Raw genomic sequence first — 23,956 nt, forward strand, 5'->3', positions numbered from 1 at the left:
TTTCAGAAATGTTGAAACCTGTCAGTAAGTTCTCGGTAGATATTACTATGAAAAGTTCCATCCAAGATTAAAAATAATAAAAATCAGCCTAGGTAAAGGGCTGATTTTTATTCAGTATGAACTACATATATTGCACAAGGATCTTATCAATCTCCTTATTAAGAGAAATACGAAAAGTTAATAGCCAATATTATAACTATAATTGCCAATCTTGACCGGGTTTAGTGTGTTGAGATAAATTTTATCTCATTAAGGCGTGAGGACAATTTCCTCTTCAAACTTCTTATTCCATTTAATTGTAATGATTATATCCTCACCTTGCTTTGGCAAAAAGTTGGTGTCAATTGAAGGAGAAATTACATTATCCCTAAGGTAACTATCAGTATCAGAAGTTATAGTTCCACTAAGTTGAGAAACGTTACCAGGACTAGCTATATTATAAGCGACATCAAAAATTAATTCATTAGAATTTCGTGGTTCAATAGTACATTGAAGCAAATATAAAAGTGAGGGAGTTGTGGTAAAAAATATACTCGATGCAAATGGACAACTTAAAAACCTGGAAACAGGCGAAATTTATGAACTTGAAGTAGAAGGAGTTCAAGTGCAAAAGCTAGATGAATTTATACGAATCCAGACTAACGAAAATGCGACACAATATAAGGCGGAAGCTGTAATAAATGCAACAACAACCCATACACAATCTGGTAGCAAGAGCGATGACAGTCTTTCACTTACGGTTTATGCAACAATTTATTATACTTCTTATTCGAAGAATAATTTCACTTACGTTGGAATAGATAAAATTGATTATAGATTCGATCTACAAGATCGTTCTGTAACAGTATCTAATAAACGGATTTTAGTATCACAAAATGGAGTTGGTTATTCAAATGGAGGCAAGGCTATAACTAATCAAAAAGACACCCTAAATGCATATGATTCTGATACAATACTTGTCAGAAACTGGGGTTGGGATGCAGTTCTGAAAAATGGTCTTGCTTATACTTGTGGTATCAACATTACGGCAACATTACAACGTGGCACACATTCTCACTGGGATTTTCTTTTCAATTTCCAGGTAACCTAATATATACTTTAATCTTTTAAGTTGTTATATTTGTCTTTTTTCTGAGAACTAATTGATAGTTTTTTAAATCAATAGATTTATTTTAGCGCCCATCACATGCCGATGGGCGTTTTTACGTTATAAAAATCAAGGATCTAACTTAAATAATCAGTTTTAAACTTGGAGAACTATTGTTGTAGGCATATTTACGACTTTTAATTCCTCTAAACCAACCCAATTATGAAGGAAGTAAAAATATACACGAAACAGGTGACACTAGGAAAAGTGCATTTTGTCAGAATCTAAAATCAAAAAATAAATCTGATTACTTTCAAGATGCGTTAGCTTACTAAAGCGGACTTCGTTCATAACCCCTTAATTTTTCTTAGAAATGACGCCTTCCATCACTAAAACTCTCGATTAATATTTGTAATGTGAAACCTTATAATCATGCAGATGTTTAATTTCTTCATTAAATCGCACTTTCATGCCTTTTTATCAATTAGTTGTCAGTATCTATGCATAAGAAAATCATCTATTAATATAAAACCTCCTTTGTACACTATTTTTTTATACCCCAAGAAATTTTGGAGAACAAAAATTATACTAATTAACACAACCGAGATAGCCAACCAAGAAAAACAGCTAAATAATGTAAATAAATGTACACTATAATTATTTGCTGAAATCATTAATACGCTACGGCCATTGCGGCCGCAAGTGGGGGTGTACAACCTATTCGGGCCGACTAAATAAAGAAACTGGTGCTCGATTAAGGTACAGGTGCTACCGCTGTCCCAATGTTTTTCCGAAAGTATATGGTGTGTATTATTGGAAGCTTAGGTGAGCTAACCGAAACGCAAGACGAAGAATGGACAAAGGGGTCCCTTTGATTCTTATTAGGAACCTTTCCATGTAAGCGGATGTTTGCTTATCTCATTAAGCAGGATGTGTTTGAGATGGTTCATTAACACATGAAGTACTGATGGAATAGGTTCTGGGAAGATATTGTAGAAGGGTTATTTCTTTTTCCACTGTACAGGCACGACTGGGCTCCAGCCTACATACAATGAACAGACCACAGAGAAAGCACTCATTCCTCAGGAGGTGTTGTCATCTATGCCAGGGATGTTCAGTATGATTGCTTTATTTATTCAGCAGCTTAGTCTGCTCGTTTCCTATGTCAAAAATAACGCTTTTCCCCAACCTCTGACAGAAGCAGAGGAAACACTACATCTTCAGCGTATGGCCGAAGGTGATCCCGTGAGCCGTAACCTGTTGATTGAACATAACCTTAGGTTGGTCGCGCATATAGTAAAAAAATTCGATAACACGGGCGAAGACCTGGAGGATCTCATCTCGATCGGAACGATCGGTTTGATTAAAGCGATCGAGAGCTTCCGGCCGAACAAAGGGACGAAGCTGGCGACGTTTGCGGCTCGCTGTATTGAGAACGAAATACTGATGCATCTTCGGTCACTGAAGAAGACGCGTAAAGATGTGTCGCTGCACGATCCGATTGGAACGGATAAAGAGGGTAATGAGATCACGCTTATAGATATTTTGGGAACGGAAGCCGACGATGTGGTGGACCGGGTTCAACTGAAGATGGAGAAGAGCAAAATCTACCAAAACCTAGATATTCTCGAAGCAAGGGAGCAGGAGGTTATTAAGGGTCGCTTTGGTCTTGAACATGGGGGCGAGGAGCGGACGCAGCGTGAAATCGCCAAGGAACTGGGCATTAGCCGGAGCTATGTATCGCGGATTGAGAAGCGGGCATTGATGAAGCTGTATCATGAGTTTTATAAGAAGAAGTGAGGTATACTCATTATGCAGACTGCACAGTCAATAGCTGAGCAGTCTGTTTAAGTTTTTGTATACATAACGTCTAACCTGGAAAAGAAGGACGTTGATGAGCAAATATAAAAGGGGCCATAAAGTAGAATACATAGTATTATAGTATATCTTGTTCATTAAACTAACGGGAAGGTTAGTTTAAATTGATCTTGAGTTCTCCGCTTTGCCGCACGTTGTATCGAGAACGAGATACTGATGCATTTTAGGTCATTGAAGAAAACCCGTAAAGATGTGTCGTTACACGATCCGATAGGAACGGATAAAAAGGGGAATGAGATTACGCTCATAGATATTTTGGGAGCAGGAGGTTACTAGATACCTAATAAGCCCGCCGACTTTAAAGTCTGACGGGTGTTTTAAAATAATTTTTACTCCAAAGGCTTGGGGTCGTTGACGTTCCCAACTTTTGGTGATATATTGTGCATGTACGGTAAACACAATTTTCGAGGAGGTAAAGAATGCTGGCGCTAGATATTCGAGATATAAATAAGAAATACCCGAATTTTGAACTCAAAGATGTTTCGTTCCAGCTGGAGAAGGGCTACATTATGGGGTTTATCGGTGTTAACGGTGCAGGTAAAACAACCACGATCAGATCGATTTTGAATATGACCCATATCGATAGCGGCGAGGTTCATATTCTGGGCAGAAACATGGCCGAACACGAACTTGAGTTGAAGCAGGACATAGGATTCGCCTTCGGAGGCACCGATTTTTATAGGCGGAGCAAAATAAAGACGTTGACCAATACGATTAAAAAGTTCTATCAGAATTGGGACGATGTGACTTACTACAACTACCTGCGAAGGTTCAAATTGGATGAAAACAAAAAAATCGCCGACCTGTCGACGGGAATGAAGGTGAAATACAGCCTTGCCCTTGCCTTATCCCATGGGGCGAAGCTTCTCATCCTCGATGAACCGACAAGCGGGCTTGATCCGGCCTCGAGAGACGATCTGCTGGATATTTTCCAAGAGCTTATCGTAGGCGGCGAAGTTAGCATTTTGTTCTCGACCCATATTACCTCCGACTTGGAGAAGTGTGCGGATTTCATTACTTTTATCTCGGATGGGCAAATTATTCTTAGCTGCGAGAAGGAGGAATTCAAAGAATCTTTCCTCCTACTGAACGGTACCAAGAGCCAATTGCTGCAGGTGAAGGATCAGATGATATCATATAAAACGAATTCGTTCGGTTTTACGGGATTAATTCACGTTGGCGATTTCAATCCATCCTATGGCATAAAAACTGCCACGCCAAGCCTTGAGGATATCTTGGTATATTTCACGAAGAAGGGGGATACCCATGGATAACTTGGTAATGAAGGATATTAAATTAGGTGTACATCCAATGTTTTTTATCATGCCTTTTATGACCGGCGCTTTAATGCTCATTCCCGGCTGGATCTATTTCATCGTTCTTCTGTATTTTGTCTGGATCACGGTACCGAATATGTTTAACCAATTTCGATCGCAGAACGATTTGATGTTTACTTCGATGATGCCCGTCACCAAGCGGGATATCGTAAAAGCAAGAATAATTGTGGTTGCCGGCTTGGAGGTGTTGCATATTGTGATCGCCATGGTCTATAGTTTGATCACGTTGCGCTTATATCCGAATATGAACTACATTTTCTTCCCGCCAAATTTGGGTTTCTGGGGTTTGTGTTTTGCCATGCTGGCGATCTTTAACCTTGTCTTTATCCCCATATATTACAAGACGGCATACAAAATCGGCGCTGCGCTGCTCTACTCCATAACGGCTACCATGCTGTTCGCTGGGATCGCCCAGTGGCTCGGGTTCCAGAGTCCGATGATGTCTGATATATTCTATGGCACGAATGCTTACAGCAGGACGCTTCAAACCTATATCCTGATCGGGGGGATCGTGATATTTATAGCACTTACCGCCATTGCTTATCGAATTGGGGTCAAACGATTCCTTAAAGTGGAGATCCAATGAACGTAGCTATTTCGAATACCTCTGAGAAACCAATTTATCAGCAGCTATTCGAGCAAATCAGCGCTCAAATTCTGAAAGGCGAGCTGGAGAGCGGCTATTGTCTGCCGCCCATCAGGCAAGCAGCCCACGAGCTGCGTATTAGTGTCATCACCGTCAAGAAGGCATGGGAAGAACTCGAGCGGTGCGGTTTGATCAATACGATCACAGGAAAAGGATGCTTTGTGGCGGAGTACTCACCCGACGAGAAGCTGCGAATGCGCAACGAAATGGTTATGAAACAAATGGCTGGCGAGGTGTCCTATTACAAGTCCTTCGGTCTTACCTTAGATGAGATGATAGAAATATTGAAAAAGGTCTATTAATAGTCGAGAGTTGCCCGATTCCCCCCTGACGCATACCAATCTGCTATCACGTCCGAGCGAGCTCAGAGGTGGCATCGGGTTGTGTCTATATCATCAAGAGGTCGGTAACACAAATGCCCTTCAACAAGCTCTGAGAGCTAGAATGAAGGGCATTTTGAGTGCAGCCTCCTGCAAACCTTTTCAAAAACAGTCCACTAATGGGGACGAGACTCAAAGACGATTTGGAAAGCTTGAAACCCTTCCAAACCTCTAACGATTGCCACAGCCGTTAATGAGTCGAAAATGAGCATTTCGATGTTCTAACGGTTGTAATCCACGTTGTTTGTGCAGAATTCGTCGCAACATATCAAAAAAGTTAGAATAGCCGTATATACAACCGTTAGATTCTCAAAAAGTGAAAAATCGGCGGATTAACGGCAATGGTAACCGTTAGAACAAAATTTAGTGTGTTCTTCTCTTGGTAAAAAACCAACCACCGGCTACGAATAGGAAGAGAAGCAAAAGATTAAATCCGACGCCCGCGAACAGCGAGCCGTTGAATAACAACGCTTCGAAAAAAGAAACAACATGAATGCGCAGGGAAGGAATCGCCGTTCCAGTCGGAATCGCCACAATGAACAGCGCCCACACCAGCCAACCGACAAAGTGGTAGTAACCGGAGACCAGCGTGCTTAGGAGCGCCATAACCATCAAATAAAAAACGGTTTGGTAGAGGAAAGAACCGGCCAGGCCAAAATCATTCCAACGGAACGCCTCGATAAGATTAACGGTGTTCTTATGGAGCACATTAACTTCAACCATAGGCCATAAACAATTGAATAATGCGATGGCTGCTGCCCACACGGCATACACGAATTGAAGTCCCCAAAAATATTGTTTGCGGCTTGCGCCTAAATGTACGATGCGTTTGTAATAACTAAGCGGAAGCACGATGGCGATAAATAGCAAAATGAGCAGCAGCAGGTTGCCATCCGCAAGTACTGCGCTTTGGCTGCTGTCTATAAAGAGACCAACAATGAATTCCGCCAACCTGCCAAGGAGGATGAAAATAATGACCATCCAAATGTAAATCTTCAATTGCAAATAGGTCGCCTTTAAATGAACGGCCAATGCACTCAATTTAGTGTCCCCCTTCGATCAAATACGAGAAAAACTTTTGAAGCGTCAAATGTTCAATCGTAATGTCAAGTTGGCGTGCTTGCAGCCTGTCCCCATCACTCAACATTTCGAAAATGGCGGCAAGCTTCCCGTGACCGTAAGATTCCGTATGTAATACTCGCTTCCCTTCCGTAAACGATGTCACGGCATCCGAATTTCCGCGAATTAAATAAGCTGCCATGCGTAACCGATTAATCTCGTCATGAAGCAGGAGCGAGCCCTGATCCATGATATAAACCCGCTCTGCGACTGGAGCGATTTCGTCAATCAAATGTGTAGAAAGCAAAATCGTACGGGGGTAATTGGCGTAATCCTCTAACAGCTCCTTATAGAACTTTTCTCGCATCAAGACATCAAGTCCAAGCACGGGTTCGTCGAATAAGGTCAACGCCGCCCGGCTGGCCAGACCGATGATGATACCTACGAGCGATTCCGTGCCTCTTGAGAGCTGTTTGATTTTTTTGTTTGGATCGAGCTGAAACGTTTGAAGCAGCTTATGAGCAAACGTCCAGTCCCAATGGGGATGAAAATTTGCAGCAAGCTGCAAAGCCTTGATCACTCGTGCTCCTCCGAAATGCTTGTTCTTCTCCCGAACGAAACAGAAATCCTCAGGAAATTCTCCTTTTCCAAGCTTCCGTCCTCTTATCTCAATGGTGCCGTCGTTCGCCAAAATTCCGCCTGCTATGATGTTAAGCAAGGTCGTTTTGCCGGCACCGTTTCGCCCGAGCAAGCCGTAAATCACGTTTTTCTCCAACTGCATATCCAGATCCCGCAATGCGTAGGTTCGACCGTATTTTTTGTTTAATTTATCGCAACTCAATACGATGCTCACAATAGATTCATTCCTTCCGTAATTGTTTGATCATGTTAATGATATCTTCGGTCGTCAGCTCGAGTTTATCGGCTTCGCAAAGTAGATCTGACAGCAACTCCTTATAGAAACGGTCTCTTCGCTGATTTTGAATCTTTTGTTTGGCATCCGTCGAGACATACATGCCAAGCCCTCTTTTTTTATACAAAATACCTTCATTTACGAGCAAGCCGATCCCCTTCACTACGGTAGCCGGATTGATTTGAAACAGCTGAGAAAACTGAGCCACGGAAAGAATCTGTTCGTCCTCTCGGTAGGTTCCGTTCAGGATATCGTCCTCAATGATATGGGCTACTTGTTGAAAAATCGGCTGTTTATCGTCGAAAGTTACGTTCATTGCCTCACCACTCAGCATCGTAGTTTGTTACCTATCTAGCAGCAAACCATAACTTAAGCGTAAAAAGATGTCAATAGCAAATGGCCTTGAGGAAAAGAGGAGCTTTTCACACGCGATCCAGTTATTGACAATATAATTGTTGTATTATAGTATGCTACATGAGTAGTATACCGTCATACATTAAAATATACAAGGCCAAAGGGAGCGTTTCAGAAGTCGAAAATCAATAACGGGGAGATATGATTTATGAAAACATTAATCGAATTCAAAAACGTATCGAAAGAATACAAAATAGGCGAAGTGCCGATCAAGGCGCTGAACGGCGTTGACTTTTCCATCAACGAGGGCGAGTTCGTCGTTATTCTTGGGGCAAGCGGCGCCGGAAAAAGCACGATTCTGAACATACTTGGCGGCATGGATACGGCATCCTCGGGTAAAGTGACTGTGGGCAGTCAGGATATAACTAGCTTCAACGAAAAGAAGCTCACGGGATATCGCGCTGAGAAGGTAGGATTTGTCTTTCAATTCTATAACTTAATTCCCAATTTGAACGCTTTAGAAAACGTTGAATTCGCCACTGAAGTATGCAAAAACCATTTGGATGCCCAGGAGATATTAAATAAAGTAGGGTTAAAGAACCGGATGAAAAACTTCCCTTCCCAGCTCTCTGGAGGAGAACAGCAGCGAGTCGCCATAGCCCGCGCCGTTGCCAAAAACCCTTCGCTATTGCTCTGCGATGAACCAACCGGTGCGTTGGATTATATGACCGGCAAGTCCGTATTGAAACTTCTTCAGGATTTGAACACTGAAACGAAAAAGTGCGTTGTGTTGGTCACGCATAACTCCGCGATCGCTCCGATGGCGGATAAAATCATTCGGGTGAAAAGCGGAAAAATCGAAAGCGTAACAGTCAATGAGCACAAACAAAGCGTTGAAGGGATTGAGTGGTGATGAAATTATTCAAGAAATTGTTAAGGGATATCAAGCAATCGATCGGCCAATTTCTTGCCTTTGTGTTGGTTATCACCGTAGGTGCTTTTTTCTACACGGGGCTAGTTACGTTAAGTGATAATCTTAGCGCTTATTCGAAGGACTATTTTCAAGCGCATAATTTAAGCGACTTGAACGTCTACTACGACCGAATTTCCAAACAGGAGATGGCGGAATTAGGCAAAATCGAAGGGATAAACAAAATTGAAGGACGGTACACTTTTGATGCGATGCAATCTTTTGACAATGCGAAAGCGACCTTAAAGATCCATTCGATCCCTGCCAACAATAGCATGAATACGCCAGCGATGATCGAGGGCAGCATTCCGTCTAGCAAGGATCAAATTTTGCTGGATTCCCATTACGCTACGGAACATCAGTACAAAATCGGAGATCAAATACAGTTAAGCGTCAATGATCAGGATGTGGCATTCACCATTAGCGGCTTGGGCGAGAATGTGGAATATGCGAAGAAGAACGAAACCCAGAATCATAAAACGTCTGGATTCGCATATGTGGCTGAAGCGGGAGTTACTCGAATCGCCGGCAGCCTTTTCTATAATGAAGTGTTGATCGATGCGGAAGAAGGGTACGATGTAAACCAGTTAAGCCAGAACATTGAAGCACAATCCAAGAATCTTTTCTATGTAAGCCAAATCAGCAAAGAGCGGACGTTCAGTTATTCGCAGCTCCAGCAAACGGTCCATAACAATAAATTGATGAGTAAGGTTATTCCATTGGTTCTCTTTATGATCGAAGCGATCATTCTTTACCTTACCATGTCTCGGATCATCGATTCGCAAAGGAACCAAGTAGGCATTATGAAGGCGTTAGGAGTGAAGAACAGCAGCATTATGTTCCATTACATGGGATTCCCGGTGCTTGTCGGCATCATAGGCTCCATTCTTGGCTGCGTCGTTTCGGCGATTCTATTCGTTCCAATGATTGAGGCGTCCAATGCCAGATCCTACTCGCTGCCGGGCATTACCTTTTCCCTATCCTCTTTCTCGGTCATTCCGCCTATCCTCTTCTCAAGCGCATTCGGCATGCTGGCTTGTTACCTGAGCGGCGCAGGCATTTTGCGAGAACGGGCAGCGCAGGCGATGAGGCCTAAGCCGCCGAAGAAGATGAAGAGACTGCTCATCGAACGGTTTCCGGGAATCTGGAGACGGATTTCCTATAGCTATAAGCTTATTTTAAGAAACATCTTTCTTAATAAGCACAAGGCGATAGCGAGCTCCGTTGGTGTTGTGGTAAGTACGGTGTTATTGATCACGGCTTTTGGGACTCAAACGTCCTTGCAAAGGGTGGCTGACCAGATCGAAGAGGTAAATACCTATGATCTGAGGATCGAATATGCGAGGGAAGCAGAGCTTCAGAAGGTACAGCTGCCTGCCGGGATTGAGAGCAGCTATCATCTATCAGCTTATCCCGTGGAATTCGTCAAAGGCGATGATCATGAGAACGCCACGTTGATTGTTACGGAGCAGGACAATGCTCTCATTCAATTTTTCGACGAGAACGACAATCCGATGACACTTATGGACAGCGGGGTGCTGGTACCCAAATCGTATGCGGATCACTATAAGATTGCGGTAGGGGATACGATCCGAATCCAGTTCACCGATCCGTCGTTTGCGAATAAAGCGGTCGAAATGAAGGTTGCGCAAATATCCAATCAGTACTCGAATCCGTCCTTTTATTGCACGGCAGCGTATCTCCATAGCTTTGGCATCGACTACAACCCAACCTCGCTTCTAGTGAAAGCCAGCAGCGCCGCAGACCTTACTAACGTTCGCCAGTCCTTCGAACAAGACCATCAGGTAGATACCATCGTGGACAAGGAGGATTTGAAAGAATCCGCACAATATATTCTGAAGCAAAACAGTTTTATCTTCATCATGTTTATCATTAGTGCCGTCATTCTTTCGTTTGGTGCCATCTACACGATATCCTCCATCAATATTTATGAAAGGAATCGCGAGCTGGCTACGCTTAAGGTATTGGGATATCAAAAAAGCAAAATAAACAGGCTGATCTTCTTTGAGAACATGATACTCACCACCTTTGCCGTCATTATAGCACTGCCGATTAGCGGCTACATGTATTCCATTATTATAGAGGCACTGTCGAGTACCCATCAGCAAATCCCAGATCAAATTAATATGTTTGTTATGCTCGTATCCGTCATTCTTGCCTTCTTGCTCACTACTCTCTCTAACCTGCTGCTTCGGAGAAAGGTGTCCCGAATCAATATGATTGAATCATTAAAAAGCATTGAATAAATGACTATTTCTAATCAAAAGAATTTAAACAATAAATGTAAAATAATGAAGTATAAAACACTACTCCCACATGCTATAATTTCTCCGCATGGAAATTAGATGGAAAACATAGAGAGAACAGGAGTGGAGAGATGGTTACAAATGAACTGGTCGTTACAAATGGAGAGCATGAATTAACACATCCGCAGCAAAGAATCTGGATGATGGAAGCAACCTATCCGGGTACCTCGATTGGAAATTTGAATGCAGCGTTGAAGTTTGAGCAAAGGCTGGATGTAACCGTGCTGGAGAAGGCTGTTCAAGCGTTGATTGCATCCTATGATGTTTTTCAGCTGCGCCTGCATGTCAGACCTTCGGGGGAAGTATATCAATCGTTTATGCCGCAGCCTGAGCTAAAACCCGTTGATATCGTTCATTTCAGCGAGGATACGGATCAATCCGTCATTGACGAGTGGATTCGGGAACAAGGAAAAATTCCGTTTCAGCTCATCGATTCGGAGTTGTATTACTTTTGCATCATTTTAAAAGGCGAGGACGAAACATGGGTATACATGAAATCCCATCATATCATTCAGGATGGATTCTCCCTAAGTAAATGCGGACTGGAAGTTTACAGGCTATATCACAAGCTGCTTCATGGCGAATCCCCTCAAATACCCCTGCCATATTCTTACCAAGCTTATATAGAAGAAGAGAAAAATTATCTTCAGTCCGGCAGGTTTGCGAAAGACCGGAAATATTGGCTCGAAAAATTTCAAACTGTTCCAGACTCCTCTTCGATCAAACCGAACCTTGCACCTGCCCTAAATACACATGCTGCAAGGTTTTCATATTTTCTGCCAAAGCCGCTGTCGGAGCAAATCAATCACTATTGCCAAGAGCATCGTGTGAGTCCTTCGAGCTTACTTCTAAGCGCCCTCTCTATACTTCTGTTCAAATTAACATCCAACCAAGATATCGTCGTCGGTACCAATTATTTGAACCGGACAAATATGAATGATAAACATGCGCTCGGTATGTTTGTCAGCACTACACCATTAAGAATAACGCTTGAACCGGAGATGACATTCAGAGAACTTGTTTCACAGTCGGGTCAGGAACAGTTGTCTGCGCTGCGGCATCATAAGTATCCATATGATCTTTTGCTGTCCGAGATCAGGAAGAATCATCCCCATGTGAACCGTTTATTTCAGCTAAGTATGGATTATTTGGATATGGGGCAGGCGGAAGAAGCTGAGGCCCAATTGGGGAATAGTGAAGATTACGGCTGCGAGGATCTGACTTTGGACGCTGCTTTTCATTTTCATAACATGCTCGGCAATCTGCTGCTTAAAATAGACTATAGAATCTGCTTGTTTACGGAAGAGGAAATACGGCAAATTTGCGATCGGCTGATGTTGATCATGGAGCAGGGAATGAAATCCCCGGGGCAAATGCTTAAGGAATTCGACATTGTTACGAAGGAAGAGAAGCACAAGCTTCTGATGGATTTCAACAACACTTCGTTTCCCGTCAGAGACGTGACGGTTCATCAATGGTTCGAGGAGCAGGCCAACCAGTTCCCGGATCGGACTGCGGTGGCATTTCAAAATCAGTCGATGACTTACCGCCAATTAAATGAACGGGTAAATCAACTGGCGCACACCTTGCGAAACAAAGGGGTCAAGGCAGGGCAGCCTGTTGGCATTCTCGCGGAACGGTCCATGGAGATGATTACAGGTCTTCTCGCGATCCTCAAAGCCGGAGGTGCATATGTTCCATTCGACCCGGAATATCCGCAGGAGCGGATGAATTACATGATCGGCGATTCCGGAATAAAGCTGATGCTGCTGCAAAAGCATCTTTCAGCCAAGGCTGTGGGTGTGGAGCATCAAGTTGTGTTGGACGAAGAGCTCTCCTATTGTGAAGACAGATCCAATTTGCCGAATATGAATCAACCCGGAGATCTGATGTACATCATGTACACTTCAGGGACAACAGGCGCTCCCAAAGGGGTCCTGATCACGCACTGCAATGTAACCAGTCTGATCCAGGGTGCAACCGAGTTTCAGATCACAGAACAGGACCGGGTTCTCCAATTGTCCAGCTATGCGTTCGACGGATCCACATTTGATATCTACAACGCTTTGCTGCACGGGGCGGCACTCGTCCTCGTTCCGAAGGAAACAATGGGAGAGATTGCCCAAATTACGGATCTGATCAAAAGTGAGCAAATCACGGTTTCTTTTATGACGACAGCCTTATTTAATTTGTTCATAGATTGTGAGCTATCGAGCTTGAAAAATATGAAGGCCATCTTTTTTGGGGGAGAGCAGGCATCGGTACCCCATGTGAGAAGAGCGCTGGATATGCTGGGTGCAGGCCGCCTATATCATATATATGGCCCGACCGAATGTACGGTATATGCGGCGTACTGGAAAATCAACAGCATTGATCCAGAAGCGGCAACCCTGCCGATCGGCTCACCGATCAGCAATACCAAAATGTATATCGTAAATGGAAATCGTCAGCTTCAGCCGATCGGTGTTCCAGGGGAGCTTTGTATCGGGGGAGCCGGCCTTTCCCGGGGGTATTTAAATCAAGATGATCTGACGAACGAGGTATTTGTAAATCATCCTTTCGCGGCGGGAGAACTAATTTACAGAACAGGCGATCTCGCAAAATGGCTGCCTGACGGAACGATCGAGTATGTCGGGCGAATGGATCATCAGGTTAAAATACGCGGTTTCCGTATTGAGCTGGGCGAAATCGATGCTCAGTTGGCTAAGGTTCCTTCCATCAAGCAAAGTGTTGTTGTTGTGCGGGAGGACGAAGCCGGCGAGAAGCAGCTTTGCGGATACTACGTTTCAGACAGGACATTTGGGGCTGGCGAACTGCGGGATATTTTGTCACAGTCTCTGCCTAGGTTTATGATCCCCACGCGGTTCGTTCAACTTCATGAAATGCCTTTAAGCCCCAACGGAAAAATAGACCGTAGAGCCCTGCCCGAGCCGAGTGAAAGATCTCACTATACAGGGACGGAATACGCTGCGCCGCAAACGGAGCTGGAGCAAAAGCTGGCCACCGTATGGTCGGATGTGCTTGAAAACGTCAATATCGGAATCGATGACGATTTTGTTGAGCTTGGCGGGCATTCGTTACTTGCGCTCAAGCTTGAGGTAGAACTGCAGAAGCATTTTGACATTGACCATTTCGATCTCCATGAATGCAATACGATCCGTAAGATGGCGGCGTATATGGAGGATAAGCTGGCGGTTGCTGCTTGCGGAGGGGGAATACAATAATGCATAAACAGCTCCCCGTTCATATGCAGCCTGCGTTGTACAGCTATTTGCACCATGCGTATCCATTATCCGTTATGCCGGAGCATCCGCACTTTTTCCCCTGGCTTCATAGCCATTATATTCAATGGAGCGCGGACCCCGAGTTTTTTAATCATCTAGATGAACATATATTTGTTAACTACTATCAGCCCATGCATACACACCACTACAATGAGCTGCTTCATCTCAAAATCATGACGGCAGATCTGCTCAGCCGGATGGAGATGGGAACGGATTTGATCGCTTTTTTCAAGCGAAGTATCGATCAAGGAGACTATGTCTATTTATTTCTAGATGAATTTTATTTGCCCGGAAAGGCCATGTACAGGCGGCATCATTTTGCGCATGACACTTTATTGTTTGGCTATGATGATGAGAAGCAAGTCTTTCATACACTCGGTTTTAATCACAATTATGAGTACGGACAAACGGATATCGGATATGAGCCGTTTCTGGAAAGCTATCGACAGGCCGATCGAAGCAAAGCGTATTATACGAAGGAAATTATACTGTATAGTTTAAATAAAGAGCGAACCTATTCATTTGATCCTCAGCTGGTGATGGAAAGCCTGGAGGATTATGTGTTGTCCCGTAACAGTTCAGAGAGATACAGGTCGATCGCCAGTCCCAATCAACACGTGTACGGGCTTAAAGTTTACGAGGAAATCGTCAAATATTTGCGTTTGCTCCAATCCGATTCCGCATTATACCGGAACATTATTCCGGTCCATCTGCTTTGGGAGCACAAAAAAAGGATGGCCGACCGATTGGAGTATATGAAACAGCACCGCTATTGGAGCCCGCCCGAGAAATTGACTGCCCAGTATCAAGAGATTGAACGAGAGGCCTTCTTGATCCGGAAGTTATTTTATAAGTATGCCTTCTTCTTAAAGGAAGATACGAGCTTGCTGGAAGAGGCTGTGGCCAAGATCCAAATGCTTGCGGTTAAGGAATCGCAGGTGTTGGAGCAGGTGCTGAATGAGCTGCAGGGAAAATCTATCGTATCGTGTTCATAACCTCAAGAAATTCGACAACACGGGCCAGAGTACAAATACTTATTTATGGAGAGCCGGCATCCGCCGGCTCTTTTTAGCTGTTTATAAAATCCCGTATTACGTTGCTGCCGCCAGATTCATCTCTACGCACATGAGAATGAAGGCGCCGGCGCCGTGCAGATCGTTTTCGCTGGTGGGGCGGGCAATGTAGTGGGCATAGTCGCCAATTCCGGTACCGATGCAAATGTTGCCGATTACGACGTTGCCATTCTCGTCGAACATCAGTGTATCGATTACGCCTTGGTACCCTTTCCAAGCATAGTCCATGTAATTGGCGTCCAAGTATCCGAACCGGACCGCTTTGGCAATGGCATGCACATACAGCGCCGTACAGGAGTTTTCCAGCCAATTATCTGGGCGATCTCCTTTGTCGACGACTTGATACCATAGTCCGGTGGCCGGATCCTGATAGTTCGTCAGAGCGATAAGCAGATCCTGCAGAATGGTCACGAGCTTGGCTTTATCCGGGTGATCCTCCGGCAGGTATTCGAACATTTCCAGCAAAGCGACGGGATACCAGCCAATAGCGCGGCCCCAGAACTCCGGTGCGACACCCGTGACGGGATTGGCCCATTCAGCCTCTTTGGTTTCGTCCCAGCCGTGGTACAGCAAGCCGGTGGCCGAATCCTTCGTATGCTTCTCCATGAGGAGAGCCTGGAAGGTCATCATGGAGAAATATTCGCTGTCGCCGAAAGTCTTGGCAAATTGTACGGCAATCGGGCCGGCCATATACAAGCCGTCCAGCCACATTTGATTCGGATAATGTCCCTTGTGCCAGAATCCGCCTGACGGATTCGTCGGCCATGACTTCAGCAGAGGCACTAGCGTATGCAGCGCTTTTTTGTATCGCTCGTCTCCTGTCTGCTCATAGAGAGTGAAGAGAAGCACGCCGGGCTGAATGTCGTCGAGCTCGTTGGACATAAATTTCTTGATGCTGCCGTCCTCGAGAATTTGGCTGTCCACCCAACGTTTCATATATTCATATAATTTTTGTTCTCCGGTCTGCCGCCAGCACTTTTCCATGCCGGACAGAAAGACGCCTTGATGATAGTGGAACCGGTCCGGTGGAAGATCCTCCGGTTCGAATTTGGCCATTAAAGCTTCACAGGCCTGTTGCGCCCATTGAATCGGGGTCTTAAGGGATGTGGATGATGGCATCGATATCCTTCCTCCTTCTTGTTTATACTGCTATTTTAGCATCGTAAAATGTACATGTTTTGCAGATTTATGCTAGTTCTTCTTAATTCTTGCGATATAATGAAATATTAAAATCAACATCATTAACAACGGCTAGGCTAGGAAAGGAGAGCGGAGCAGTTTGGGAGATCTTTATTTCGAAAATAGCACAGGAAATTTTCTGGTGTCCCACCGGGAAGCATTAAGCCACCATATGCCGGTCAGCCACTTTCACAGCACGTACGAAATCTATTATTTGATGTCCGGCCAGCGGAATATCTTTATTCAGGACCGGACGATAGCGATCAACGAGGGCGATGTGGTCATTATTGCGCCGAATATTCTGCATCGTACGATCAATGCGGCCCAGCCGAAGCATGAGCGGCTCATTATTAATATACACGAGCAATATTTTTCGCCGGATGGTTCCCATAAGGAAGCGCTTCGGCCTCTGCTGGAGCAGGATTATCTGATTATGAGCGGTTCTTTGCGAAACCAATTGTCGATCGAGCCGCTGTCTCGGGCTATTCTACAGGAAATGAAGGAACAGGAAAGCGGCTTCGAATTGTTTGCGCAGAAGCTTGCCGTGCAACTGCTTATTATCTGCTGCAGGCATTTTAAGCAGAACGCCATGGAGCTGCCAGCCTCGCCGAGTTCCATGCACGAAAGAATATCGGAAATCGTTCGCTTTATTAACGAATATTACATGGAGGAACTATCGCTGCATTTGCTGGCGGATAAGTTCTATATCAGCCCTTATTATTTGAGCCGGTACTTTAAAAAAGCGACAGGTTTCACATATGTAGAGTACGTGAACAGCGTCCGGATTAAGGAAGCCAAGAAGCTGCTGGAGGGCTCTTCCATGAAGGTGCACTTGATCGCCAGGAAAGTAGGCTTTGGAAGTGTGACGCATTTTGGCCGGGTGTTCAAGGAGGTTACGGGCAATGCGCCGTTATATTACAGAAGAAATTTTTAGTTGCCGTCATTAGTTTCCTCCGGCAACTTTTGGTTGATATGCTGGACTCATTTATTCCTTTAAACTGTTGTATAAACATAAAGGGAGATGAAGTCAAAGATGATGCCGCGCCAGGCTTTGAATCCATACTTGCCTAGCTTCGAATACATCCCCGATGGTGAACCCTATGTATTCGGAGATAGATTATATGTATTTGGTTCGCACGACAGATTTAATGGGAAGCTATTCTGTATGAATGATTATGTTTGCTGGTCTGCCCCTATTGATGGCCTAAGCGCTTGGAGATACGAAGGGGTCATTTATAAGAAAACTCAAGATCCTATGAATAAATTAGGCTTGTATCAGATGTATGCTCCCGATGTGGCAAGGGGCGCTGACGGGCGATATTACCTGTATTATACCCTGGCTTTTCGCAGCGTTATGGCCATCGCCGTATGTGATTCACCAGCAGGCAAGTATGAGTTTTACGGTTATGTAAGCCATCCGAATGGAGATTTGTTGTGGGATAACAGCGGAGATCCTATTTTATTCGACCCCGGCGTCCTAGTTGATGATGATGGATGCGTCTATCTGTATTCGGGCTTTGCTCCCAAGAAAGAGGTTCCCTTTTTCATGACCGGATGGAAGAGACGCACTTGCAAAGGCGGATACGTAATTCAGTTACAGCCGGATATGAAGACCGTGATCGACGAGCCGAAGCTTATCCTGCCAAAAGTGGGGGAGGCGGACGGAACCGGGTTCGAAGGACATGAGTTTTTTGAGGCAAGCTCCATTCGTAAAATAAAAGATACTTATTATTTGATATATTCGTCGATCAATGGCCATGAATTATGCTATGCCACAAGCAAAAGCCCGACAGGCGAGTTTAAATTCGGCGGAACGATCGTAAGCAATGGCGACCTTTACTTGAACGGTCACGATTCGGATCAGCTTGCCTATAACTATATTGGCAACAATCATGGCGGTATCGTTCAGGTCCGAGATCAATGGTATGTGTTTCATCACAGGCAAACGAACCGGCATCATTATTCCAGACAGGGACTTGCCGAACCGATCGAGATTAGGGAGGATGGGACGATTCCTCAGGTGGAGATGAGCAGCTGCGGTCTGAACAACGGTCCGCTTATTGGCAAAGTAGAGTATGAGGCACGAATTGCCTGCCACCTGATGTCGGCGAAAGGCGCTGGCCGGTATGGTGTATATTTTGGAAATATAACTTTCAGAAATCATCCGTATTTCACGCAAAGCGGGAAAGATAGGGGAAATAATCCTTTTCAATATATTGCAAATATGAGAAATGGAGCAGTGGCGGGCTTCAAATATTTTTTGATGCAGGATGTAACGGAAATCGCTGTATGTGTTCGGGGGCGTGCTTCGGGTTTCATGCTCGTATCGAATGATTTACATACAGAGCCGATCGCAAGGATAACGATAACGCCAAGCAGTGCCTTTACATATTATGGGACGAAAATCAGTGTGGAGAATGGGAAGCAGGCGCTCTATTTTACCTATGAGGGATCGGGAAAGCTGGATTTTAAGTCATTGGTTTTGAAATAGTTCTATGATGAAAGTCAGGCTGCGCTCACTTCTAATCAAGCGAAGGGCGCAGCCTGTCTCTTAATATATGGAGTATAATCCTGGGAGTTACGCCGACAAGGCGTTTTACTAATTATTGAGCATAAGCTCCAAGGAACATTTCCATGTCATCCTCGACATTCGTAATGCCGCCGATGCCGAATTGATCAACCAGCACTTTGGCAACGTTTGGAGAGAGGAAGGCAGGCAGCGTCGGCCCGAGATGGATGTTTTTGACCCCGAGGTAGAGCAGAGCCAACAGCACGATGACCGCTTTTTGCTCATACCAGGCGATATTATATGAAATCGGTAGTTCATTGATATCATCAAGTCCCAGTATCTCTTTAAGCTTTAGCGCAATAATGGCGAGCGAATAGGAGTCGTTGCACTGGCCCGCATCTAGAACGCGCGGGATGCCACCGATATCTCCGAGATCGAGCTTGTTATATTTGTATTTCGCACAGCCTGCAGTCAGAATGACTGTATCGCGGGGAAGCTGCTGAGCAAATTCAGTATAATAATTGCGGGATTTCATCCGGCCATCGCAGCCAGCCATGACGAAGAAACGTCTGATATCACCCGTCTTAACGGCATCGACAACTTGGTCGGCGATGCTGGTCACGGTGTTATGGGCAAATCCGCCGATGATTTCTCCGGTCTCCAGCTCAGTCGGAGGCTGACACTGCTTGGCGAGGGTAATGATTTCGGAGAAATCTTTAGGCTGGCCGTCTATCCCATCTGGAATATGCCGTACGCCAGGATATCCGGTATTACCCGTCGTATAGATGCGATCCATGTAACCTGGTTTGGGTGGTACGATACAGTTGGTCGTCATCAGGATCGGGCCGTTAAAGTCTTCGAATTCACTAGCTTGCTTCCACCACGCATTGCCGTAATTCCCCACAAAATGCTCGTATTTCTTGAAGGCTGGATAGTAGTGGGCTGGCAGCATTTCGCTGTGGGTATACACATCTACGCCTGTACCTTCGGTTTGCTGCAGCAGCTCCTCGAGATCCTTCAGATCATGCCCGCTGATCAGAATGCCTGGACGGTTGCGTACTCCGATGTTGACCTTTGTAACCTCAGGATGACCGTATGTGCTGGTGTTCGCCTGGTCCAGCAAGGACATCGCATCCACGCCGAATTTGCCAGTCTCCATCACGAGTGCGACCAATTGATCTGCGGTCAATGTATCGTCCAGAGTAGCAGCGAGAGCCCGGCGCATAAATTTATCAACTTGAGCATCGATATAATCCAATTGATAGGCATGATACAGGTATGCAGCCATTCCTTTAAGCCCGTAAGTGAGTAATTCTCGTAACGAACGGATGTCGGCATCTTCTGTGGCAAGCACACCGACTTGCTCCGCTTTAGCATCAAACGACTTGTCATCGTCGCTATGCCAAACCGCCGCATCCGGCAGCAACGTCTTGCCTGCTGGTTGCTGACGCTCCCAATGTTGGCGCACTTCATCGCGAAGTTTGAGCGCTTCCCGAATTTTAGCGACGAACACTTCTCTGTCAAAGTTAGCGTTAGTAATCGTTGCAAACAACGAGTCCATGATAAATACAGATGCTTGGTGTTCAAGCGCTTCAGGCAGCTCTGTATCTACGCTAAAGAATGATATGCCTTTCAGAACAAAAATGAGCAAATCTTGCAGGTTTGCTACATCGAATGTTTTCCCGCATACGCCTACGATCGTGCAACCGGTGCCTTTAGATGCCTCCTGGCATTGAAAACAAAACATGGGCATTTGCTGTTCAGGCTTATTTAATACAGCTTGATCCATCTATGTTACCTCCCCATTTTTATTTGTGAAAGCGGCCTGTGCAATCATGCACATCATCAATTCATCAGAAGCATAACGCAGGCGCAATGGCGACTGAGTGATTGGAATCACAATATATAAATTTGATCCAGAATATCCATAATTATATAAAAAAAGAAGACCTCCTATACAAATTACAATTTGAATTCTAGAATGATTAGTAGCAGCTATGAAATCGCGGGAGGTATTATAGTGAAAAGATGGAAGTCCATGTTCCAATGGTTTGGACGATTACAAATCATGCACAAAATTATTTTTATATTCCTTCCTCTGATTGTTATTCCTCTTTTTATATCGGGATATCTCTCTAGCTATAATTTCAGTCAATCTACCATCCAAAATATGGAGCAAGGCGCCCTGGACGAGTCAAAATTAATTGTCTCCCAAATCGATTCTATTATTAACAATGCGGAGAATAGCGCAAACTTTATTGCTACTGACATTAATCGCATTATCTCCAGTTCACCGGAGCAACGCGATTCGGTACAAGAGCTGAAGTTCAGAAGACAAATCCAGAGCAAACTATCTACAGACCTCATTCTGTTTCCCGATGTTGACTCTGCCATTTTTATCGATAGGAACAACCATATTCATACTTCATACTCTCGCATCAACGAATACGAACAGAAGGTATTTGATAGCGGAATGATTGAACAGATGACGCGGATGGGAAGCTATGGAAAGAATCGCTGGTTTTCGATGGAGCAGCGTAATTTTCTGGTCAGTGACCCGGCGGTTCCCGTGCTTACTCTTGGCAAGGTCGTAATTGATGTAGATAGCGGCAACAAATTAGGCGCTCTTTTTATCAATGTGAAGGAGACTACATTCTCTTCATTTCTAGGTACAGAGAAAAAACAGGACATTACCAAATCTTATTTGCTAGTGGATAGCGCTCAGAAAATTATTTCCAGCTCCAATCCGAAATATCTTCTAGAGCCGTTCGATAACTTGAAGATTAAGCAACCCTTGACGTTTCTTACTGAACCGTATTCAGAGATTATGGACAGTGCCCAAGGGCAGGAATTCATCAGTATATATCCCTACGACAGAATGAACTGGAACTTAGTGAACATGAACCCGATGACCGCACTAAAAAGCATGATCAGTCATAATGTCTGGATGACCGTCGCGATCGGGATGGTTTGTTTATTGCTTGCATTACTAGGGATAGGTCTATTATCCAAGATTATAGTGAATCCTCTGCTTCAGCTTGCTAAATCGATGCGGAGAGTCAAGGAAGGGGATCTGAACGTAACGGCGGCTATTCGTACACAGGATGAGACGGGGCTGCTTGCTTCCGTATTTAACCTCATGATCCAACAAATCAAGCAGCTTATCGCCACTGTGGAGAATGAGCAGCGGCATAAGCGGGAATACGAGCTGGCGCTTATGCATGCCCAGATAAAGCCGCATTTCCTATACAACACCTTGGATACGATTTATGTGCTTACTGACATGGAACGAACGGAGGAGGCCAGGGATACCACCAAGGCCCTTGCGGACTTCTATCGTGTCGCTCTAAGCAAAGGCTATGAAATTATTACGCTCGAAGAAGAAGTCAAAATCGTAAATGATTATTTAACGATTATGCAGGTCCGTTATCCTCATATTTTACAATACGATATTGCTATTCCTGACGAGCTCAAGGGGATCAACATTCCTAAATTGTCGCTGCAGCCCCTGGCTGAAAATGCGATATATCACGGATTGAAGACGAAAGACAGCAGCGGTTTTATTCGGATTTCTGCGCATGCAGACAGGGATCGCGTGATCATTGAAGTGGAGGATAATGGCGTAGGAATGTCTCCACAGCTTGTATCCCGTATTACTGATTTCAAAGAGGATTCGGATAAAAGAAAATCAATCGGCATATTTAGCGTGCATGAGAGATTGAAGCTGTATTTCGGTGACATCTATGGAATTCACATCGAGAGCAGGGAAGGACAGGGGACGACAGTTAAACTCATTCTACCCAATAACTATGATAAAGGTGAGCATCATGTATAAAGTTATGATTGTTGACGATGAACCATTATTCAGAGACTACATGCGAAGCAAGCTGGACTGGGCTAGCCATGGATTCCATATTTGCTGCGAGGCGGCTAATGGAAGAGAAGCGTTGGAGGAAGCCAAGGAGAATCGCCCCGATCTCGCATTCATTGATATATCCATGCCGTTTATCGACGGGCTGCAATTGGCGGAACTATTAAAGCAGACACAGCCTGATATATCTGTTGTTTTTGTGACAGGGCACAGTGAGTTTGATTATGCAAGGCAGGCTATCCGGCTCGGGGCACAGGATTATCTGCTTAAACCGTTCAATAAGGTGGAATTTTCGACGACGCTTCAGCGGGTAAAGCGTACCTTGGATGAACTCTCACGGCCAGCTTTTCAGGAGAAAGCTACTCCTCAGAAAGCGGCAAACACCGGAGTTCTCCCATTTGATGTGCAGGAGACGCTGATTCTGACCCTAAGGATGAGAGAGACGGATGCAGTTCACGAAGAGCTGAGCCGAATCTGGCAGGTTATTAACAAGATGGATATTTCAAGCGTTATGGGACAGAGCTATCTGGAGGCACTAATCAGCCTTTGTCGTGCTTATATCATCGAGTCCGAACTGAGCTCGGAAGAAGTGTGGGGAACTGACAGCACACTTGAACAGCAGCTGCAAGCGCTGCGATCCTGGGAAGAGGCCGAGCGATGGATCGCCGAGCTGTTCAGCAAAGCGGTTAACTATAGAGAATCATTTAGGCCTTCGAAATCGTATCAATTATTTACGGCTGCCAAAGCATATATTCAACAAAACTATTCAGATTCAGAGCTGACCGTCGAAGGTGTGGCACAGGCCCTATATATAGATGCCAGTTATTTGCGCAAAGTGTTTAAGAGGGAAGCTAACATTTCAGTCGTAGATTATATTACCTATATTCGCATGAAGGAAGCGAAGGACATCCTGCTAACCAGACCCATGAAGCTGTCAGCCGTGGCAGACAAGGTAGGATATAATGACCCGAATTATTTCAGTAAATGCTTTAAAAAGAGATTTGGTCTAACCCCTTCCGAATTCGAGCAGCTTCATGCAAATAAGGCGAATCCTGAATAGATTCGTCTTTTTTGTCCTGTTTATTCCTT

General features: G+C 44.7%; 18 protein-coding genes. 13 read left to right on the forward strand and 5 right to left on the reverse strand.

Annotation, left to right across the window (positions count from 1 at the left end; genetic code table 11):
• The first annotated feature begins 517 nt into the window (after positions 1–517).
• From ACYUJT_RS22755 to ACYUJT_RS22775, 5 genes are all read left to right on the forward strand, one after another.
• The gene (locus tag ACYUJT_RS22755; protein ID WP_460326664.1) at positions 518–1,090 is read left to right on the forward strand and encodes a hypothetical protein; all 573 of its coding nucleotides are present in this window, start codon (positions 518–520) and stop codon (positions 1,088–1,090) included.
• A gap of 1,098 nt (positions 1,091–2,188) precedes the next feature.
• Complete coding sequence (gene sigK, locus ACYUJT_RS22760) at positions 2,189–2,887, forward strand: RNA polymerase sporulation sigma factor SigK (RefSeq protein ID WP_430216587.1); 699 nt, start codon at positions 2,189–2,191, stop codon at positions 2,885–2,887.
• A gap of 497 nt (positions 2,888–3,384) precedes the next feature.
• Positions 3,385–4,239 carry an ABC transporter ATP-binding protein gene (locus ACYUJT_RS22765; RefSeq protein ID WP_460326667.1) on the forward strand — a complete coding sequence of 285 codons (855 nt, stop codon included), beginning with the start codon at positions 3,385–3,387 and terminating at the stop codon, positions 4,237–4,239.
• Positions 4,232–4,888 carry an ABC-2 transporter permease gene (locus ACYUJT_RS22770; protein WP_460326670.1) on the forward strand — a complete coding sequence of 219 codons (657 nt, stop codon included), beginning with the start codon at positions 4,232–4,234 and terminating at the stop codon, positions 4,886–4,888. The genes ACYUJT_RS22765 and ACYUJT_RS22770 overlap by 8 nt, the downstream gene beginning before the upstream one ends.
• Positions 4,885–5,250 (forward strand): GntR family transcriptional regulator, encoded by a 366-nt coding sequence (locus ACYUJT_RS22775; RefSeq protein WP_460326672.1) that lies wholly within the window; start codon positions 4,885–4,887, stop codon positions 5,248–5,250. The genes ACYUJT_RS22770 and ACYUJT_RS22775 overlap by 4 nt, the downstream gene beginning before the upstream one ends.
• A 441-nt stretch (positions 5,251–5,691) precedes the next feature.
• On the opposite strand, the gene ACYUJT_RS22780 is transcribed toward ACYUJT_RS22775, so the two are convergent.
• Genes ACYUJT_RS22780 through ACYUJT_RS22790 form a run of 3 tightly spaced genes read right to left on the reverse strand, consistent with a single transcriptional unit; the run spans position 5,692 to position 7,616 of the window.
• Positions 5,692–6,369 (reverse strand): hypothetical protein, encoded by a 678-nt coding sequence (locus ACYUJT_RS22780; RefSeq protein WP_460326675.1) that lies wholly within the window; start codon positions 6,367–6,369, stop codon positions 5,692–5,694.
• A 1-nt stretch (position 6,370) separates the two neighbouring features.
• Positions 6,371–7,240, reverse strand: coding sequence for an ATP-binding cassette domain-containing protein (locus ACYUJT_RS22785; protein WP_460326677.1), 870 nt, complete (start codon positions 7,238–7,240; stop codon positions 6,371–6,373).
• Positions 7,241–7,247: 7 nt separating this feature from the next.
• On the reverse strand, positions 7,248–7,616 hold the full coding sequence (locus ACYUJT_RS22790) for a GntR family transcriptional regulator (RefSeq protein ID WP_460326679.1): 369 nt from the start codon (positions 7,614–7,616) through the stop codon (positions 7,248–7,250).
• 246 nt (positions 7,617–7,862) lie between these two features.
• Here ACYUJT_RS22790 and ACYUJT_RS22795 point away from each other — a divergent pair, with 246 nt between their 5' ends.
• The 4 genes from ACYUJT_RS22795 to ACYUJT_RS22810 all read left to right on the forward strand — a co-directional run bounded on the left by ACYUJT_RS22795 (position 7,863) and on the right by ACYUJT_RS22810 (position 15,230).
• On the forward strand, positions 7,863–8,567 hold the full coding sequence (locus ACYUJT_RS22795) for an ABC transporter ATP-binding protein (RefSeq protein ID WP_460326681.1): 705 nt from the start codon (positions 7,863–7,865) through the stop codon (positions 8,565–8,567).
• Positions 8,567–10,891, forward strand: a complete 2,325-nt coding sequence (locus ACYUJT_RS22800) for an ABC transporter permease (RefSeq protein WP_460326837.1) — start codon at positions 8,567–8,569, stop codon at positions 10,889–10,891. Before ACYUJT_RS22795 ends, ACYUJT_RS22800 begins: the two co-directional genes overlap by 1 nt.
• A gap of 131 nt (positions 10,892–11,022) precedes the next feature.
• A complete protein-coding gene (locus ACYUJT_RS22805; protein WP_460326683.1) occupies positions 11,023–14,175 on the forward strand; it encodes a non-ribosomal peptide synthetase in 3,153 nt (1,050 codons plus the stop codon).
• Positions 14,175–15,230, forward strand: coding sequence for a cysteine peptidase family C39 domain-containing protein (locus ACYUJT_RS22810; protein ID WP_460326685.1), 1,056 nt, complete (start codon positions 14,175–14,177; stop codon positions 15,228–15,230). Before ACYUJT_RS22805 ends, ACYUJT_RS22810 begins: the two co-directional genes overlap by 1 nt.
• Positions 15,231–15,326: 96 nt before the next feature.
• Here ACYUJT_RS22810 and ACYUJT_RS22815 read toward each other — a convergent pair whose 3' ends face one another.
• A complete protein-coding gene (locus ACYUJT_RS22815) occupies positions 15,327–16,427 on the reverse strand; it encodes a glycoside hydrolase family 88/105 protein (protein WP_460326687.1) in 1,101 nt (366 codons plus the stop codon).
• A gap of 160 nt (positions 16,428–16,587) precedes the next feature.
• Here ACYUJT_RS22815 and ACYUJT_RS22820 point away from each other — a divergent pair, with 160 nt between their 5' ends.
• Together ACYUJT_RS22820 and ACYUJT_RS22825 are read left to right on the forward strand one after the other, a co-directional pair.
• Positions 16,588–17,421: an AraC family transcriptional regulator gene (locus tag ACYUJT_RS22820; RefSeq protein WP_460326689.1), complete on the forward strand. Its 834-nt coding sequence runs from the start codon at positions 16,588–16,590 to the stop codon at positions 17,419–17,421.
• A gap of 102 nt (positions 17,422–17,523) precedes the next feature.
• Positions 17,524–18,978: a family 43 glycosylhydrolase gene (locus ACYUJT_RS22825; protein WP_460326839.1), complete on the forward strand. Its 1,455-nt coding sequence runs from the start codon at positions 17,524–17,526 to the stop codon at positions 18,976–18,978.
• Between the two features lie 112 nt (positions 18,979–19,090).
• On the opposite strand, the gene hcp is transcribed toward ACYUJT_RS22825, so the two are convergent.
• Positions 19,091–20,785: a hydroxylamine reductase gene (gene hcp / locus ACYUJT_RS22830; RefSeq protein WP_460326691.1), complete on the reverse strand. Its 1,695-nt coding sequence runs from the start codon at positions 20,783–20,785 to the stop codon at positions 19,091–19,093.
• Positions 20,786–21,016: 231 nt separating this feature from the next.
• On the opposite strand from hcp, the gene ACYUJT_RS22835 reads away from it, so the two are divergent.
• Together ACYUJT_RS22835 and ACYUJT_RS22840 are read left to right on the forward strand one after the other, a co-directional pair.
• A complete protein-coding gene (locus ACYUJT_RS22835) occupies positions 21,017–22,831 on the forward strand; it encodes a sensor histidine kinase (protein WP_460326693.1) in 1,815 nt (604 codons plus the stop codon).
• A complete protein-coding gene (locus ACYUJT_RS22840; protein ID WP_460326695.1) occupies positions 22,824–23,927 on the forward strand; it encodes a response regulator transcription factor in 1,104 nt (367 codons plus the stop codon). The genes ACYUJT_RS22835 and ACYUJT_RS22840 overlap by 8 nt, the downstream gene beginning before the upstream one ends.
• Positions 23,928–23,956: the final 29 nt, after the last annotated feature.

The sequence above is a fragment of the Paenibacillus sp. YSY-4.3 genome (assembly GCF_054767475.1).